The 17,126-nt window shown below is 57.6% G+C and carries 15 protein-coding genes; 8 read left to right on the top strand and 7 right to left on the bottom strand.

Features of this window, described 5'->3' with window-relative positions:
- Nucleotides 1–56: 56 nt before the first annotated feature.
- The 5 genes from ACEUKI_RS00360 to ACEUKI_RS00340 all read left to right on the top strand — a co-directional run bounded on the left by ACEUKI_RS00360 (nt 57) and on the right by ACEUKI_RS00340 (nt 3,374).
- A complete protein-coding gene (locus ACEUKI_RS00360) occupies nt 57–554 on the top strand; it encodes a DUF6466 family protein (protein WP_306440543.1) in 498 nt (165 codons plus the stop codon).
- 267 nt (nt 555–821) lie between these two features.
- Nucleotides 822–1,142, top strand: coding sequence for a hypothetical protein (locus ACEUKI_RS00355; RefSeq protein ID WP_179133624.1), 321 nt, complete (start codon nt 822–824; stop codon nt 1,140–1,142).
- Nucleotides 1,139–2,743, top strand: a complete 1,605-nt coding sequence (locus tag ACEUKI_RS00350) for an alpha/beta fold hydrolase (RefSeq protein ID WP_179133623.1) — start codon at nt 1,139–1,141, stop codon at nt 2,741–2,743. Before ACEUKI_RS00355 ends, ACEUKI_RS00350 begins: the two co-directional genes overlap by 4 nt.
- Before the next feature lie 80 nt (nt 2,744–2,823).
- Nucleotides 2,824–3,012, top strand: a complete 189-nt coding sequence (locus tag ACEUKI_RS00345) for a type II toxin-antitoxin system HicA family toxin (protein WP_162183437.1) — start codon at nt 2,824–2,826, stop codon at nt 3,010–3,012.
- Nucleotides 3,009–3,374, top strand: coding sequence for a hypothetical protein (locus ACEUKI_RS00340; RefSeq protein ID WP_007053174.1), 366 nt, complete (start codon nt 3,009–3,011; stop codon nt 3,372–3,374). Before ACEUKI_RS00345 ends, ACEUKI_RS00340 begins: the two co-directional genes overlap by 4 nt.
- A gap of 134 nt (nt 3,375–3,508) precedes the next feature.
- Here ACEUKI_RS00340 and ACEUKI_RS00335 read toward each other — a convergent pair whose 3' ends face one another.
- A complete protein-coding gene (locus ACEUKI_RS00335; protein WP_374156333.1) occupies nt 3,509–4,150 on the bottom strand; it encodes an ECF transporter S component in 642 nt (213 codons plus the stop codon).
- Between the two features lie 132 nt (nt 4,151–4,282).
- Between ACEUKI_RS00335 and purB the strand changes: the two genes are divergently transcribed.
- The 3 genes from purB (at nt 4,283) to ACEUKI_RS00320 (ending at nt 8,839) form a co-directional block, all read left to right on the top strand.
- Nucleotides 4,283–5,719: an adenylosuccinate lyase gene (purB, locus tag ACEUKI_RS00330; protein WP_065436988.1), complete on the top strand. Its 1,437-nt coding sequence runs from the start codon at nt 4,283–4,285 to the stop codon at nt 5,717–5,719.
- A gap of 122 nt (nt 5,720–5,841) precedes the next feature.
- A complete protein-coding gene (locus tag ACEUKI_RS00325; protein ID WP_115770243.1) occupies nt 5,842–8,403 on the top strand; it encodes a lysylphosphatidylglycerol synthase transmembrane domain-containing protein in 2,562 nt (853 codons plus the stop codon).
- A gap of 154 nt (nt 8,404–8,557) precedes the next feature.
- Nucleotides 8,558–8,839 (top strand): HU family DNA-binding protein, encoded by a 282-nt coding sequence (locus ACEUKI_RS00320; protein WP_007053170.1) that lies wholly within the window; start codon nt 8,558–8,560, stop codon nt 8,837–8,839.
- A gap of 214 nt (nt 8,840–9,053) precedes the next feature.
- Here ACEUKI_RS00320 and ACEUKI_RS00315 read toward each other — a convergent pair whose 3' ends face one another.
- From ACEUKI_RS00315 to ACEUKI_RS00290, 6 genes are all read right to left on the bottom strand, one after another.
- On the bottom strand, nt 9,054–12,167 hold the full coding sequence (locus tag ACEUKI_RS00315) for a glycoside hydrolase family 3 N-terminal domain-containing protein (RefSeq protein ID WP_374156332.1): 3,114 nt from the start codon (nt 12,165–12,167) through the stop codon (nt 9,054–9,056).
- 174 nt (nt 12,168–12,341) lie between these two features.
- The gene (locus tag ACEUKI_RS00310; protein ID WP_115769915.1) at nt 12,342–13,679 is read right to left on the bottom strand and encodes an ATP-binding protein; all 1,338 of its coding nucleotides are present in this window, start codon (nt 13,677–13,679) and stop codon (nt 12,342–12,344) included.
- Nucleotides 13,669–14,385 (bottom strand): LytTR family DNA-binding domain-containing protein, encoded by a 717-nt coding sequence (locus ACEUKI_RS00305; protein WP_115769913.1) that lies wholly within the window; start codon nt 14,383–14,385, stop codon nt 13,669–13,671. The genes ACEUKI_RS00310 and ACEUKI_RS00305 overlap by 11 nt, the downstream gene beginning before the upstream one ends.
- Before the next feature lie 87 nt (nt 14,386–14,472).
- Entirely contained in the window at nt 14,473–15,933 is a 1,461-nt protein-coding gene (gene pafA, locus ACEUKI_RS00300; RefSeq protein ID WP_080786040.1) for a Pup--protein ligase, read from the bottom strand.
- Entirely contained in the window at nt 15,933–16,136 is a 204-nt protein-coding gene (locus tag ACEUKI_RS00295) for a ubiquitin-like protein Pup (RefSeq protein ID WP_010080938.1), read from the bottom strand. The genes pafA and ACEUKI_RS00295 overlap by 1 nt, the downstream gene beginning before the upstream one ends.
- A gap of 123 nt (nt 16,137–16,259) precedes the next feature.
- Entirely contained in the window at nt 16,260–17,123 is an 864-nt protein-coding gene (locus tag ACEUKI_RS00290) for an inositol monophosphatase family protein (RefSeq protein ID WP_374156331.1), read from the bottom strand.
- Nucleotides 17,124–17,126: the final 3 nt, after the last annotated feature.

Raw genomic sequence — 17,126 nt, 5'->3', positions numbered from 1 at the left:
GGATACGGGCGAAGTGCCCGCTTTGGACACGTATCGTCCTGGCTTGTGGCGCCGTATTGCTGTTGCTGTTTGCCGGCGTGGCGGCAGTAAACCTGTCCGCTTCGATTACGTTCAATCAGGCCACCGCATCATTGAACGCCAATATCAAAGCGGCTCAGGACGAGTCCACGGATATCACCACGCTCAAGGCGCAACAGCAGCAGACCGATGCGCAATTCGCCGAGGCCGGGCGAATGCGCACGCTTCTGTTGCCGCAAGTCAAGGATGCCATCGACACCAATGCTTCGATTTCTTCCGAGCTGACGAAAATCACCCTGAAACAGGCCGAGGCGCAGAACAGCGGTTCCGATTCCGGGCAAGCCCAGTCGGCACAGCAATCCGAGAGTTCCTCAGCCAATGCCAAAAAGGGCGGCGCGTTGACCGACGAGCAGAAGAAGCAGGTCGAGGAGCTGATGAAGGCCAATCAGCAATCCACCGATACCCAGTCGAACACCACCCAATCCGAGCAGAAAGCGACGCAGAACAAGGGTACCGGGGCTACCAAGCCGTGGTGAGCAATCGTTCACGGTTGCTCTTTTCTCACACCCTCACGGGTCATGGCTTTATCGCGGCTGTTTCCCGGTTTCGGCTGTCGGCTTTGGCGTTTGTCCAATTTTCGATAGGCCATGGCTGATCCAAGGTATGTCCAAACAGGCTATTTGTGGATAATCGTTACGACTATGCACAACACTTGGGGATAACTTCGCCCAAAACCGGCAAGCTAGAACCACATTGGTCGTTCCGGCTGGACAAGCATGAGTCTTGTCCTTTTAGCTGGATATATGAATACCTACACCAACAACCCAGCACCCATCGATCCCACCGGCGGCTTTGCCGGCAATACGGTGACGCCGTTCGATTACGGCACTTGCCCTTGCCATGCGGCGGTACAGCGTAGTCGCGACCTCGTGTCCGTCCAGCGTGCGGCCACACTGGCGCAATCGGACCAGACGGCGGTGGCCGTGAACCGCTCCAGCAACATCGTGTGGACCGGTAAAGCCGCCGATCTATTCCGATCGCGGCTCAGTCGCACCGCACAGTATTCGGCCAGTCTCGCGCAAGACATGGAGACCACCCATCGATTGGCTTGGGGGTCGTCATGAGCGAGCACGATTACTGGCAGGTGGAATCGTCCGTTTACGGCGGAGTGGGATATGCGCCAGCCACTCTTGAAGAATATGCCGCCATAGCCAAGGCTCTCGATGACGAGGCGGCAGGATTTGCGGCCATAGCCACGGCTTGGGAATCGGCCGCATTACAGTTGCAGTCACATCGGCATAGTGCGCCGATGTGCGTCACCTTGCAGTCGGGCGATCCGAGCGCCGTTGTTCCCGGCCATGTCACTGCACCATATGCCGCGCTGGGCAATCGGTGTTATGACCATGCAACGGCATGTCAGCGGTTGAGCGATGATCTGCGTGGCGCGGCCGATCTGCTGATTCGCGCACACTCTCTGTATTCTCAGGCGGAGATGACGGCTCGGCGCATGTTTACCGAATTATTGCAGGCCGGCACACAGGCCAAACCGGGATATGCCGCGGCGGGTGTTGCCGCTGTGGCGGCGGGCGGCTTTCTGGCCGGCTGGGCTATTGACGGCAAACCGAACCCGGCATGGATGTCCACGTTCACCTATCCGTTCCAGGAAGGAGTGCTTAGCGGCGCGGGCGGAATCATTGGCGGCGTACCTATCGGCAAGAGCATTGCGCACACCGATGAGGTCAACAAGGCTGCGGGGAAAATCGCCAATTTCTCCGGCCCTGCGAAAGACGTCGTCCAAGGCAATCATCTGGACGTGCGCGAGGTACAGGCGAATGCCGACGTCGTCCGCGCAAGCGGATCGGTGGCCGAATCAATGGAGAATCTGCGCAGACTCGCCGAAGAGCGGCTCGGCAAAATCGAGCTGAACAGCGGACTCGAATATGGGACCATCGCCATTCAACGCTATGAACGGGCTGATGGAACCAACTCCTGGCTGGTCACCATCCCAGGCACCGATGGACAGCCTGACTCACCATTTGGCTGGGCACAGAACGTGGAACTGATGAGCGCCGATCAGGAGCGCCGCAGGAAAGCGGACAGCGCTCGCATGGTTGCCGAGGCGATGCGTCAGGCAGGCATCGGCAAGGATGAGCCCGTGGCGCTGATCGGCCATTCCCAGGGTGGTATCGTTGCCGCCACGCTTGCCTCGGATTGGGCGGAGGAATATACCATCGAGCATGTGGTGACAGCCGGATCGCCGGTGGCCAATCATCCGATTCCGCAACGCACGTGGGTCACCAGCGTGGAAATCGATGATGAACTGGTCGCCGCACTGGATGGTGCCGCCAACCCGGTCACCGATAACTGGCTCACCGTACAAGGGCATGTATCGCCCGCGCCCGCGGCAACACCATCCACAGTTCATTCGGACGACTCATGCACTCCCGGCGCAACGCCCATCACCGGTCTGACCCCATATGACGCCGCACCCGTGGCTGGTTCGACCAACGGCAGGGAGTTGTCGCACTGGATCAAATACCATCAGGCCGCCTATCAGAACGCCACCGACCTCGGCTCCCCCGCCGTGCAACGCCACGAAGCCCATTTCCAGGAAGTTATCAACGGAGAGCTCAAGGAAACCCGCTACTACCAAGGCCGCATGACCCAGTCCGCGACCATTGCCCCTAGCGAGCGAACCACCGAGTTCAGCACGTTCGGTGGTTAAAAGTAAATACCACACTTGACAGAGTTGTCAAGAAAGGAGTTAACAATATAATGACGAGTAGGAGATGGCTCATCAAACTGATGAAGCAAGCGGCAAAACGCAAGAATGTTACGTTTGAAAGTATCAGGCAAGGAGGGAGTCATGAGATATTCCAACTCGATGGACTTATGATTCCCATCCCACGTCATAACGAAATCGACAACAACCTCGCGGACATTATTTGCAAAGAAGCAGAAGCCAAACTCGGGAAAGGCTGGTATCAGCAGTGAAAACATATCAGGTCATCGTTCGTCCTGGCGAAAAATACTGGATTCTTGAGATTCCCGGTATCGGTTTCACGCAGGCAAGAACAACAGCAGAGATTGAAAGTATGGCACGCGACCTTATCACCGTCATGACACAAGATGCTGATTTCGCACTCACCGTAGAGACAAAACTGCCGCAATCCGTGCAGGAGCATCTTGATGAAGCTCGGCGACTGCGCAAGGAAGAAGCGGAATGCAGATCGAACGCAGCGCGGGAAACTCGCGCCGCGGCACAAGAACTACATGGCATGGGTCTCGCCCTACAGCAAATAGGCGATATACTCGGGGTCTCACGGCAACGGGCACATCAACTTGTCAATGCTTAGCATCAATCGGCTACCCCACAATGCAATCACCGCAGAGACGCGGCTAGCGCCACTTTCCCGGGATTGTTGCGCTAGCATGCCCGAAAACCCCTCTATCAGCGCAACATTCCTGGGAAAGTGGCGCGCAAAGAGTGTCAGGCGCGTCGCTCGATGAGTGCGCGGCCGGATGCGAGGCGGTCGAGCACACCGGTTTTGGCGATGGCCAGCATCAGATACCAGGCCATCACGCCGCTGATAAGCACGCCGCCGGTGACCTCGGAAATCATGTGCACAATGCCACGCGGGCTGACGAATGACACACCCACGTAGCGAAACAGCATCAGATATGTGCCGTATTCCAAGGCGACCAACGCACCGGATGCAATGGAAATCGGCAGATTGAACATGCGGTAACGGGTCAAGGCGAACGGAATCTCAGCGAAAACACCTTGCAACAGCGCCGAGATAATCACGAAGCCCAAATCGAACTGGCTACCAATCACCGTTTCGACCAGCGTGCCGATAAGGTTCACGTACAGCGCCGCTCCGGGTTTGCGCAGAATCAGCACCGCCAGCGTACCGGAGAAGTACCAGACGGCGTGCACGATGCTGGCGAAACCGGGCAGAATCGCGCCGGATACCGAAGAGATCGGCATGTACGCGAAGTTGAATCCCCAGAAGATCACGCCGCAGGCCGCACCCAGCGTGGCACCGACCGCGATATCCAACGGCTGCCATTTCAGCGACGATACGGCAATCGGACGCTTCGGAAGAGTATGAATGGTGGTTGCAGGCATGGTGATCTCCTAGCCTTAAAGGCCGCACACAGTAATCGAACCACGGGCGTTCCTTGACCTGTGCGGCTCGGGCGGGAACGCCGCACCACAGTATAGTCGCTCGGTTCACGGCTGGAAGTACCCTTGGAGGTTATGAAGCTTACCGATATTTCCCCCGCAATCGCATTGACCCCGCTCGACGGCCGTTATCACAAGGCCACCGCCCCGCTCGTCGAATACATGAGCGAACCTGCCCTGAACCGCGAACGCATGCGTGTCGAAGTCGAATGGATGATTCTTCTGGCCAACGGCTTTGAGGGCAACGGCAACCAGCCGATCGTTGACGGCGTCAAGCCGTTCACTGCCGAAGAGCAGGCCTTCCTGCGCGCCATTCCCGAGGACTTCGGCGCCGAAGGCATCAAGCAGCACGCCGCTCATGAGGCCATCACCCACCACGATGTGAAGGCCGTGGAGTACTACATCGATGATCAGATCGACAAGGCTCCGGCCGAGCTGACCAACATCAACGACGAGCTGAAGACCCTCGTACACTTCGCCTGCACGTCCGAAGACATCAACAACCTCTCCATCGCCCGTTGCGTCAAGAACGCGATGGAAAACGTGTGGACCCCGGAGTTCAAGCGCATCATCGACCACCTCGCCGGCAAGGCCGAAGAATTCAAGGATATGCCGCTGCTCTCTCTCACCCACGGCCAGCCGGCCACGCCGACCACACTCGGCAAGGAGCTCGCCGTCTACGTCTACCGTCTGAACCGTCAGCTCAAGCACATCGAAAACCAGGAGTACCTGGGCAAGATCAACGGCGCGACCGGCACGTTCGGTGCCCACTTGGCCGCATGCCCGGATGTCGACTGGATCGCTGTCTCCCGCGAGTTCGTCACGAACCGCATGGGCCTGACCTGGAACCCGCTGACCACGCAGATCGAAAGCCATGACTGGCAGGCCGAGCTGTACTCCACCGTCTCCCACGCCAACCGCATCATGCACAACCTGTGCGTGGACGTGTGGATGTACATCTCCCGCGGCGTGTTCGCCCAGGTGCCGGTCAAGGGTGCCACTGGTTCCTCCACCATGCCGCACAAGGTCAACCCGATTCGTTTCGAGAACGCCGAAGCCAACTTCGAGATCAGCTGCTCGCTGCTCGACACCCTCTCCGCCACGCTGGTGGAATCCCGTTGGCAGCGCGATCTGACCGATTCGACCACCCAACGCAACATCGGTTCCGCGCTCGGCTACTCCTTGCTCGCCCTTACCAACCTCATGGGCGGCCTTGAGTCCATCCACCCGAACACCCACGTCATCGAGCGTGAGCTGGATGAGAACTGGGAGGTGCTTGGCGAGCCGATCCAGACCGCCATGCGCGCCTGCGAGCTCAAGGGCCTGCCGGGCATGGACAAGCCGTACGAGAAGGTCAAGGAGCTTATGCGCGGCCACACCATCAACAAGGAACAGGTCGAGCAGTTCATCGACCAGCAGTCCTTCGACCCGGAAACCGCCGCTCGCTTGAAGGCTCTGACCCCCGCCACCTACACCGGTGTGGCCAGCCAGCTCGTCGCTTTCGACCGCTGAGATAGGCGCAATGCGAGTCCCTCGAGTCCCTCGAATCCCTCGCATCCACCACACTACTGCGCTGAGTCACAAACCGAACCGCAAACTGAACCGAACAAGGACAGGCGTCAGGTAACCATTTCATGACTACTGAACAGGATCAGTCCACTACGGAAGATCGCCCGGACAAGGCGACCTCCTCCACTACCGACCGGCCGATCGCCTCTGGTGACGGCCGGTCGGCCAGTTTTGCTGTCAGCGGACCGGACAGTCCGGCAACCGACGACAGCAACGATTCCGGACCATACATCGATGACATCGCTCCGCGCCGCACGCGCGACTTCGGCGACCTGACCCGAGCCGGTCTGTCGCTATTGATGGCCGCCGTGGTCATGGTGTTCGCCGTGTATCTGGGCGGCATGACGCGCGGCGTCGAATCCGACGCGCATACCGCCGCCCAAGCCATCAACTGGCTGGCCGCTTTTCCCTCCACCGTACTGACGCAGCTGGCCACCACGGTCATCGTAGTTATCGTGCTCGCTCAGTTGCTCTTGGCCCGCGAATGGCTGCAAGCTGCGGTGTCCGCGCTGGCCATGTTTGCCGGATACGGCATTGTGTGGGTCATATCGACGGCAATCAGCAGTCTGAACGATTTCACCCTGCCAATGGCACTGGTCTCAGCCGCCACCTCATACGGCTCCGGGCTGTTGCCCGACATCTATGCCGGCATGGCGTCCTTCCTGACCGCCGCCGGGCCACGCCGTACCCGCTCCACGGTCAAATGGAGTTGGAATATCCTGTATGCCATCGCCGCGGTGATGGTGGTGCTTTCGTGGCATTCGGTTACCGGCATGCTGGTTTCGATGGCCGCCGGTCGCACGGTGGGCATGCTTATCCGATTCGTGGTCGGCACGCAGAATAAAGGCGTGTGGGGCAAAGATCTCGTCGCGGTGCTCTCAAGCATCGGATTGGAAACCACCTCACTCATCCGGCATCAGGAGCCCGGAATCAGCCATGGCTCATTGTCTGCCACGTTGGATGACGATTTGACGGAAGGCTCACGCATCTACGATGTGGAGACCGCGAATAACCGTCGTTTTATCGTTTCCGTCATCGACGCGCAAACCCATACCGTCGGCTATCTGAAGCAACTCTGGGATTGGGTGCGTTTTACCAGCGTGTCCATTCGACGCGATCGTTCCGTGCGCGACGCCGTTCAGCATCACTTTGCCATGCTGCTCGGCCTGCACAATATCAAACTGCCCGCGCCCGCCCCCTACGGCATCGCCGATACGGACGAGTCCGCGATTCTGGTGCTGGATGCGCACACCATCGAGTTGCCCGCCAACCTGAACACGCTTACCCAGGCGGACGCCGTAGCGTATATGCGATATCTGTCCGTGGCGAATCGCCGTGGATATACGCACCGACGCATCACGCCTGATACGCTCGCCCGGCTCGAAGATGGCACTGCGGTTATCGCCGGCTGGCTGAATGGCGACAGCGCTTCCGGCCCGGCCAATACCGCACTTGACAAGGTTCAGCTACTCGCGTTGTTCGCCGCACTGATCGGCGTGAAACCGGCAGTCGCGGCCGCCCGCGAAGCTTGGGGAGACACGACGTTGACCACGCTGGCCCCGTTCATTCAGAAAGTCGCGGTCCCCTCCCCCACACGCGCATTGGGCACGTGGGACAAGCAGCTGCTCAAGGAACTGCGAGACCACATCAACACCATAATCGATGAGGAGACCGCCGAAGCCGCCGAGCCGGTGACGCTGGCCCGCTTCTCCTGGCGTTCGATGATCACCATGCTGCTGGTCATTGTGGCTGTGGTCGTGGTCTTCACCCAGCTGAAGCCCGAGGAAATCATCACCGCGCTGACCAACGCCAACCCGTTGATGGCGGTGGTGACGCTCGCGTTCGGTGCCTGCGGCTGGATCGGCTCGTCGATTTCGCTCGGCGCTCTCATGGATCGCAACAGGCGAGATAACACGGGCGTGTTCATGAGTCAGGTTGCCGGCGGCTTTGCCACGGTGTCCATGCCGGCCGGCGTGGGCCCCTCGTTCGTCAACCTGCAGTTCCTGCGCAAATCCGGCTATCGCAACACCCCGGCCACCGCAATCATGAGCGCCGCGCTCGTGGTGTATTACGCCGTGTACTTCTCCATGCTGGTGTTGATTGGCCTGTTCACCGGCCGCAATATGTTCTCCGGCGCGATACCGACGAATACGTTGGTCCTTGTGCTGGGCATGGTGGTTGTGGTGCTGTCCATTGCGATGATGATTCCACCGTTGCGCCACTGGGTGACCCGTCGTCTTATGCCGCTGGCCAAGACGTATATCAACCAGCTGCTGGATGTGCTTTCCCAGCCCCGACAGCTCACAGTCAGCTGCTTGGGCGCGCTGTTCCAGAACGCGACCACTGGGCTCGCTTTCTGGGCGGCCCTGCAAGCGTTCGGCTATTCATCGAATCCGATTGAAACGACGTTCGTCTTCATGCTGGCCTATGCGTTGGGTTCCGCGGTGCCCACCCCCGGTGGTTTGGGCGGTGTGGAAGCCGCGCTGACCTTCGCATTCGTGGCGGTCGGCGTGCCTCAGGGCGTGGCCCTGTCTGCCACGTTGCTGCATCGCGTGGTGTTCTATTGGCTACGAATTCCGCTGGGCGCAGCCGCTATGAAGTGGCTCGACCGTCATAATCTCGTCTGATTTGTCCGTTTTTGTCCATTTTGGACTTCAGAACACGAAATAGATGTGAAAAGCCTTATAAGATGCGGGTTTTCGCAGGAACATGCGCTAGTATCATTGATGAAAACGTGGACGAAGCAAAAGTGCTCGCCCCCTGACCCAAGAAGGATGCTTTATGGCATACAACAAGTCTGATCTCGTCTCGAAGATCGCCCAGAAGTCCAACCTGACCAAGGCTCAGGCCGAGGCTGCTGTTAACGCCTTCCAGGATGTGTTCGTCGAGGCTATGAAGTCCGGCGAAGGCCTGAAGCTCACCGGCCTGTTCTCCGCTGAGCGCGTCAAGCGCGCCGCTCGCACCGGCCGCAACCCGCGCACTGGCGAGCAGATTGACATTCCGGCTTCCTACGGCGTTCGTATCTCCGCCGGCTCCCTGCTGAAGAAGGCCGTCACCGAGTGACCTGCCGCCAGCAGTTAAGAGTCTCGTAGATTAACAGCGAGATAGCAAGAACCCCGACCATTGCGGTCGGGGTTCTTTGTGTTTGCGGTATCGGATGTTTAAAAAGCGGGCGACCTGTAAAAAGGGCATCAGGCCACCCGCTTAGGAGGAGAGGGAACGTATCAGGTCTTTCCCATCATGCTCACGCATGACCCCTCAAGAAAGACCCAGCTTATTAGGCTTTGGCTGCTTTGGCTGCTTTCTTCGCCAAACGTTTTGCAGCATGGCGTTCCTTGCGTGCAGCTACCCTGCGAATGGTCCACGGCAACCAACGCCACCCAGAGAAGAAGGCCAGCAGAGCGAGTATCACACCGCAGCATGCGTTGAACACAATCTGGATAACCTTCATCTGGTTGTAGAATGTGAATCCGGCACCAGGCAGTGCGCCTTGCATACAGTTCGTGTTTGCAACGGTATACAGAAGATGGTGCATGGCCTGTCGCGCGTAATGGTAGGTGGCGGGGTCAGTAAGGTCAAGCTGCTCGCCAGTTGGATCCTCGCTTACGTTCAGCAGTTTGATATCGGCACCTGCCTCCAGCATCTGGTAAGGGCTCATGAATTTGCTGGTGTTGGCATTATCCGTGATGATCAAACCATTGAAGCCCCATTCGTTACGCAGCAGCTGTTGAATCAGGGAATAGCTGCCGCCTGTCCATGTAGCACCAATGCGGTTGAACGAGGTCATCACGGCCTTGGAGATCGGCGTCTTGACGGTCGCGTTCTCATATGTGCCATCGGCGTTCTTCTGAACATACTTCATGTCCATGTCGCCGGCCTTCATGCAGGCTTCGAAGGGCTTCAGGTACAGCTCGCGGATCGCTTGTTCGTTTGACCATGTGGCAATGGAGAAGTTGCCTTCACGATCGCCTCGATGATCTTCCTGATCGTTGAGTGCAAAGTGCTTGATGTAGGCGTACACACCCTTGCTCGCTGCGCCCTTGACCTCCAAAGAGGCCATGGAGCCAGACATAAAGCCATCCTCGGAATAGTATTCGCCGTTACGGCCGGAGAACGGGCTACGGTGGATGTTCATAGCCGGCGCGTACCAGCCATTTGCCCCACCGAGCAACGCCTCGTTGCCCATCATGGTGCCCAATTCCTCGGCCAAATCGGCATTCCAGGTCTGGGTCAACATCATGATGCTGGGGAACGACTTACCGGTGCCACCATAGAACCAGCCATTAGCCGCATCGGCATCCGTCTGGAACGGCTTGTCTACAGAACCGATGTAGTCCACTCCATAACCGGAGAAGTAGATGAGCTGGTTGTAGTCGTCTTCGGTGAGCTGGTCAAGAATCTTGTCCCACTGCTCGTCGTCGTAATCAAGGCCTCGCATATCAGAGACTTTGAGGCCATTCTTCGCACTGAAAACCGGGGTATCGTCGATGGATTCGCGACTTACATCCGTGCCGGAGTCATTGCCTTCCAGCTGGTCGACAAGAGCAGAATCGGCGGTTTTCTTCCACGTGCAGGAGGCGTTGTTGCCATCCTTATCCGTGCAATTGATTTCATTGCCCCACGTGCTGATTTCGTCGGATGCTTCACCGTAATGCTTCGGGAAAGTACCGGTCCAGTCGGCACGAGTCAGGTAGGTGACATCGGGATCGGATGCCGCGTCGAACAAGTTGGAGATGGCTTTGCCGGTTTCGGCATCGGTGGCAAATGTGGTGGTGTCCACGTCCTTATTGTCCGGCGCCCAGCTGGACACCATTGCGGCATTGCCCGTCTCGGTCATGCCATCCGCCACGGTCTTGCCTTTGTCGGCAAGGATGTTATTGACGGCCTCATTGGCATTGGCGGCAGCCGTGAAACGGTACTCGCCAGGATCGAGAATGTAGGTTTTCGCAGTGGTGTAGTCATAGGACTTGAGCTGATCCTGAGTGAAGGTTACGGTAACGGTTTCGCTGTCACCGGGTTCAAGCTCACTGGTTTTGGCATATCCGACAAGATTCACCGAGGCCTTTTCCACCGCGTTCTTCTTGTCATAGTCAGTGTACGGAGCCTGCGAATACAGTTCCACAACGTCCTTGCCGGACACAGCACCGGTATTGGTCACGGTAACAGTGGCAGTGAAGCTATCGTCTGACTCCTGTACCGCAAAATCACTCCACTGGAAATCGGTGTAACTCAGACCATAGCCAAATGGGTACACGACTTCAGATGCATAGTCGTAATCGCCGGCGTTGCCCTGTCCGAGCACCTTGTCCTCGTATCGGGTTTCGTAATACTTGTAGCCCACATAGATGCCTTCGGCGTAGTCGACGTAATAGTATTTCGTCGGATTGCCGTTCTCATCGTAGTACCGGTAGCTACCGAAGTTCTGGGCGGCAGGAGATGCGAGCGCATCCGCCGCGAATGTGTCGACAGTACGGCCCGAAGGGTTGACCGCACCGGAAAACACCTCGCCCAAAGCATTGGTCACGTTCTGTGAATAGACGACAGCCTTGATGTTGGGGTACTGGCTCAACCAGTCCAGTTCCATCGCCGCGCTGGACTTGACCAGCAACACCACGTCATCAAAGTTGTCATTCAGATACTTGATGATCTCGGTTTCGGTGGAGTCAAGCTCGATATAGCTTTTCTCCTTGTCTTCCTGCTTGTCTGCATGGTTGTACATGGAGCGCGGCATATCTCGGCCTTCACCAACAACACGATTGAGTACATACACCGGTACGGTGCCCTTGACGGAGTCAAGCAGACCGGATTCGGCCTCAAGCGCGCTCAGCGGCGCTTCATTAATACGAAAGTCTTCGGCATCGCCGTAGCTTACCGATCCGGAGGCCAGACCGTAATCTTTGCCTGCACCGGATTCGTAGTAATTCCATAGGGTCTCGTTGACTTTGAATCCCGCCTTGGTGAATGCGCTTTTCAACGTCACCGTATCCGAGGAGCCGAAATAGCTCATGCCCAGTGAGGTGCTATCCACGCTATTGGCACTGAAGAAACTGAATTCGGTTCCTTTGCTCATCGGCAGCGTATTGTCGTCGTTCTTCAGCAATACAGTGCCTTCGGACGCGATGCGATTATAAAGGTCATCTTCAGCCGCGCGGATATTGTCTTTCGTGTAGTCGGCGGTGTAATAGTTCGCGTCGACGCCATCTGCAGTAATGCCATTATTGTTGACGCTCTGATGGTTGTATCCCATCAGACTGGAGATGAGCTTATTGGCGCTCAACTGCGGGTTGATAAGCACCATGGCCACAATAATCACTGCGGCCAATACGACGGATACTACGGTTTTTACAATACGTGCGACCAGTGGGCCGGTATTGCTCCTTTGTGTATTCATGGTTCCTTCTTCCTTGACGGATGCCACACCCTCTTCAGCATGTCGGCATACGTTCATTGTTGGAGAGAACGAGGAACCATCCAACGCGTAATGCGTAAACGGTATTTTTCATGCGATGAACTGCATGATTCGCGTTATGGCCGCTGACACCAGCCAGCCGTAAGACGTGCTGCGTTATGCGGGCAAAGGTAGCAACACATCCAAAGAGAACACGCCATCATCGGCATTTGCGGTCAATACGCCGTCATATTGTTCTGCAATCATTCGCATGGAACGTATGCCGAAACCGTGGTATCGGTTGTCGGCTTTGGTGGTTTGCGGCAGCCCATCTTCAAAGGTGATGCCGCCTTGGTAAGGGTTTTCCACATGAATCAGCAGCATGCCTTTGCTGTGACGCACTACCATAGAGATATATTTCTCACGGCCATCTTCGATTTTGCCAACAGCCTCCATGGCATTATCAACGGCATTGCCGAACAGCGAGTAGATGTCAGCAGGTTTCATTCCACTCAGTAATACACCGTCAATCATGCGGTCAAAACGGATGCCTTGCTGCTCGCAAAGCAATGATTTATTGGCCAGTACGACATCCAAAGCTTCATTGCCGGTATGAACAGAAGAATCATAAATACCGACCAGCCCATTGAGATCATCAATTTCCTGCCGGGAAATACGACCATCCAACAGCGTTAATTGTTTCTTCAGATCATGCGTTTTCACATTGATCAGGTCGATGGTTGCTTTGTCAGCGGCAAGCTGTGATTGCTGCTGCCTCAATAGGCTTTGCAGCACGATACCATCGCGTTCGGCATGCGAGCGCCCGACAATTTCACGCAATAATGCGAGCACGAATATGCATGTCACAAATCTGGTCAGCATTATCAGCAAATACGCAGTCACCGTCATCCCGGTAGTGCTGCCTGCGGTTTCAAGCAGACAGGAAAATACGTTGACGCATAGCAACAGTCCGAGAAATGGCAGCAGAATGGAATTATCCAGGCGTTCCGGCATTTGTCCTTCCAACGGTTTGGCGAACAACCAGTATGCCGCTGCCATGAACATCACCGTCAAGATGAAGAAGCACAATGCCCCCGGCCACGTATCGATATCGGAATAATCACCGGGCAACTTCATGGTGATGATTTTCGTGCCGCAGTATACGCAGTGCTGGGCCGCAATCGCCGCGACCGTGTAGAAGACACCCTGTCGCCTTCCGATTACATAGCATTGGCGAATGGCCCAATAACACAACACATACAGCAGGAAAAATCGGAGAATGATGCACCAGACCCACCAATAATAGTTACCCAATGCACTTTGGATATTCGGCCATTGTAGGATATAGGTAACTTCCCCAATCAGAATCACCACTGCCACACTCACACCACAGCGAACCCCAAAATGAGGTCGGCGAGGCAATTTCCACACGAATAACGCAGTGCAAGTCAATAATTCGACCATGAACCCGTTGAGAAAGGGCATCACTGCGATGAGCATGACATCAGAGAGCATGGCCATGTCCTAAATCGCCGGCCAAATCAATCAGGAATTGCTTGCGGAATGCCCGGCCGATAGGCAATCGAGTATCGTCGGCAAGTATCACTTCCGCACCTTGCACTGAAGCAATGTGCCGTTGATTCACCATGTAAGGGTTGCCGCAGCGCAGGAATCCTCTCCCGCGCAATTGTCGTTCCAGCTCTTTGAGCGTGCCAGTCACCGCGATGACGCCGTGTTCCGTGTGATATTCCAAGCTGTGACCGCGCACTTCGATATAGCTGATATCACGCAGCAATACGCGATGAGTGACGCCGCGCTGTGCGATGACGATCGCCTCAGATTCCCGCTCGCGGAGTTTGACCGCACGGCCAAGTTTGCGTTCAAAGTCAGGATACGCAAACGGTTTAACGATGTAGTCGAGTGCGTCGACCTCATATCCTTTGGCCGCGAACTGGGCCATATTGGTCACGAAGATGAGGATGACCTCCGAATCGGCTGCCCGCAACCGGTGCGCCGCCTCCATGCCATCCATATTCGGCATCTCGATGTCCATGAATACGATATCCCACACCGTTTTGTATGGATCAAGAAAGCTTGTCGGCTCATTGAATACGGTGACATCGAACTGCACTCCGGCATGAGTCGCGGCGTATTGGTCCAGACAAGCACGCAGCTTCGCCACCGCTGTCTCGTCATCTTCGACCACCGCCACCGTGAACATGCGTTTCACACTCCTTCACCGTTCATGCCGAACTTGCTTTTAGCTTAGTGGACAATCGTGGCATATCACAGCACACACAGTCAGTGTCTACTGCAAGGCACTCATCAGGTGTGTGAATTCTTCGGTCGACTCGGACTCGAAGGGGTCGAGGAGCACGGCTTCGCGGCGCTCGGGAGCCGTCACGGTCAGATGGGTCCAGTCGGCAGAGAACTGGGCTCCGGCGGCAAGCGCTGCCCTGACGAATTGGCCACGCAGGGCTGCACGAGTGTCGGCAGGCGGATTGTGCACGGCGATTGCCACGTCATTGCTCGTCAAGAGTTCGCGCAGCTGGTTGCGGGAGGTCAGTGAACCATACAGGCGGCCATTGGCAATGTCGTGATAATCGAGCTCAAGCTGTTCCAACTGGGCGAAGGTGACATCCGGTCGACGGTTCCTGAGTGCGTCGAACAGGCGCTTCTTGGCGGCCCAGTCCACGCGGTCGGCGAGCGCATCGTATGCACCACGCTCCAGCGCGTCCAGGACGCGGCTCCACTCCCCCATAATCGTGTCGATCGTGGTGGCCGGCAGCGAACTGGCCAGCGCATCGCCATGGGTTTCGATGAAGGCCTTGACCGCCGCATAATACCGGCGCTGCAGACCCAGTGCGGTTACGGATTCGCCTGATTCGAGCGTCAGTTCGGCATGCGGATTGTCCAGGAACCGGCTGACGGCGCGATTGGCTGCTGCAGGGTCGGCAAACGCGTAATCCTCGAAACCGGAAGGCGTCTCATTGCGGAAGGCATCTTCGATCACGCACAGCACAAGGTGCGTGACGGCGAGCTTCATCCATGTGGACCATTGCGAACGGTTCGAGTCGCCGATGATCACATGCAGCCGGCGGAAGGAGTCGGGGTCGGCGTGCGGTTCGTCGCGCGTGTTGACCATCGGGCGGGAGCGGGTGGTGGCCGAGGAGACGGCCTCGTCCAGGAAGTCCGCGCGCTGGGTGATCTGGAAGCCATCCGGTGTCATGCGGCCGGCACCGGTGTACAGCTGGCGGGTGATAAGGAACGGCAGCAGCTGGTGTTCGATGGTCTCCAACGGCACAAAACGGCGGACCAGGTAGTTTTCGTGGCAGCCGAAGGCGTGGCCGGCGGAGTCGACGTTGTTTTTGAACACATGGATCGTGGCGTGTGCGCCATGGGTCTCACGCAGTTTGCGCTGGGCTTTCAGCGCCAGATTGCGCATCACGTGTTCGCCGGCGAGATCCTGAGCCAGGGCCTCGCGCGGGTCACGCGCCTCGGCGGTGGCGTATTCGGGGTGGGATCCGACGTCCAGGTACAGACGTGAGCCGTTGGCCAGATACGTGTTGGTGGAGCGGGAACGGGAGACGATGGGCTGGAACATGGTCATCGCCACCTGGCCGGCGTCCACGTGGCGTTCGGCACCGGTGACCGCCGCGCCGTATTCGGTTTCGACGCCGAAAATACGGCAGAACCCGTCCATCTCGGCGGATGGTACGGGTTCCGTGGCGTGCAGGGAACGGGTGCCGCTGTCACGCAGTTGGGGCATCACTCGCCGCCTTTTTGCACGAAGCTGTTGACGTATTCCTCGGCGTTGGTTTCCAAGGTGGATTCGATGTCGTCGAGGATGTCGTCCAGTACGTCGGCCTGGTCGGCCGACTCGGTTTGGGCGGCGGCCTGCGTGGTGGCGAGGGCGTCGTCTTCCTGGGTCGCGGCCTGCTGTGCTTGAGGTTGTTCGAATTGTTGTGGCATGTTGTCTTCTTTTTGGGTTGTCAAACTCCCCTCAGTCAGCCTTCGGCCGACGGCTCCCCTCACCCGAGGGGAGCCGGAGGAGTCAAAAAAATATCGCTGGTTGATGGAGTCGGGCCACGGATACTACTGCAGGTAATGCTGTAGTTCGCGAATGATGAGTCCGTTGGAGGCCACTACATCGTTATCGTGACGCCAGTGGATGCGTTCGCCGTCCCAACGGCTCAGCGTACCCTGCACCTCCCAGACCACCACGGTGCCGGCGGCGATGGCGGAGATATCCCACACGTGCAGCATCGGCTCGAAGTAGGCGTCATAGGTGCCGTCGGCCACTTTGCACAGGTCGAGCGAGGCAGGGCCCACACGCTTGATGTCGGCCGGGCGTCCGGCGAGCGAGGATGCCACGTCGAGCGCACGCTTCGATTCGCCGGGCAAGAAGGACATGCCGTAGCCCAGCACGGAACCATCCAGCGAGGAGGCCATCGACGGCACGACTTTGTCGCGCTTTTCGCCGACCGTGGTTTTGTGGATGCGCACGGCGCCCGCTCCCCTGGCGGCCAGGTAGGTCAGGCCGAGGGCCGGGGCGTGCACGATGCCGATGATCGGCTTGGGCTCATTATCCGGGCCGAATTCGAACAGGGCGGCGGTCACTGTCCATTCGCTCATATGGCGTACGTAGTTGATCACACCGTCGATTTTGCCGATGTACCAGTAACGCTGGCCGGGGCGGCTTTCGGCGGGTCGGGTGGTCCAGAAGCCGTCGAAGTGGGCGATGTCGGCGATTCTGACGCTCATAAAGCGCAAAATCTTGCTGTCGACTTCGAGCTTATAGCGGGGACCACGATCCGCGTTCTCGGTGCTCGGCTGGGCGAGGTTACGCGGATTGAGCTGGCCGTGGAGGGCATGCTGACCGGCTTCTTCGAGAAGGCCGGCGACTTTGAGCGCAAGGTTGCGCAGGTCCTGTGGGGTCTCTTCGCGTGTTTCTTCCATAGC

The organism is Bifidobacterium sp. 2450 (assembly GCF_041900695.1).
Taxonomy (GTDB): Bacteria; Actinomycetota; Actinomycetes; order Actinomycetales; family Bifidobacteriaceae; genus Bifidobacterium; species Bifidobacterium longum.
The sequence above is the reverse complement of the archived record's forward strand: the minus strand, read 5'-3'. Positions and strand labels throughout refer to the sequence as shown.

What these genes read in the sequence shown, in the direction of transcription:
- ACEUKI_RS00355 (WP_179133624.1), top strand. Translation starts at nt 822, where the DNA reads ATGAATACCTACACCAACAACCCAGCACCCATCGATCCCACCGGCGGC.
- ACEUKI_RS00350 (WP_179133623.1), top strand. Translation starts at nt 1,139, where the DNA reads ATGAGCGAGCACGATTACTGGCAGGTGGAATCGTCCGTTTACGGCGGA.
- ACEUKI_RS00345 (WP_162183437.1), top strand. Translation starts at nt 2,824, where the DNA reads ATGAAGCAAGCGGCAAAACGCAAGAATGTTACGTTTGAAAGTATCAGG.
- ACEUKI_RS00335 (WP_374156333.1), bottom strand. Translation starts at nt 4,150, where the DNA reads ATGCCTGCAACCACCATTCATACTCTTCCGAAGCGTCCGATTGCCGTA.
- purB (WP_065436988.1), top strand. Translation starts at nt 4,283, where the DNA reads ATGAAGCTTACCGATATTTCCCCCGCAATCGCATTGACCCCGCTCGAC.
- ACEUKI_RS00325 (WP_115770243.1), top strand. Translation starts at nt 5,842, where the DNA reads ATGACTACTGAACAGGATCAGTCCACTACGGAAGATCGCCCGGACAAG.
- ACEUKI_RS00320 (WP_007053170.1), top strand. Translation starts at nt 8,558, where the DNA reads ATGGCATACAACAAGTCTGATCTCGTCTCGAAGATCGCCCAGAAGTCC.
- ACEUKI_RS00315 (WP_374156332.1), bottom strand. Translation starts at nt 12,167, where the DNA reads ATGAATACACAAAGGAGCAATACCGGCCCACTGGTCGCACGTATTGTA.
- ACEUKI_RS00310 (WP_115769915.1), bottom strand. Translation starts at nt 13,679, where the DNA reads ATGCTCTCTGATGTCATGCTCATCGCAGTGATGCCCTTTCTCAACGGG.
- ACEUKI_RS00305 (WP_115769913.1), bottom strand. Translation starts at nt 14,385, where the DNA reads ATGTTCACGGTGGCGGTGGTCGAAGATGACGAGACAGCGGTGGCGAAG.
- pafA (WP_080786040.1), bottom strand. Translation starts at nt 15,933, where the DNA reads ATGCCCCAACTGCGTGACAGCGGCACCCGTTCCCTGCACGCCACGGAA.
- ACEUKI_RS00295 (WP_010080938.1), bottom strand. Translation starts at nt 16,136, where the DNA reads ATGCCACAACAATTCGAACAACCTCAAGCACAGCAGGCCGCGACCCAG.
- ACEUKI_RS00290 (WP_374156331.1), bottom strand. Translation starts at nt 17,123, where the DNA reads ATGGAAGAAACACGCGAAGAGACCCCACAGGACCTGCGCAACCTTGCG.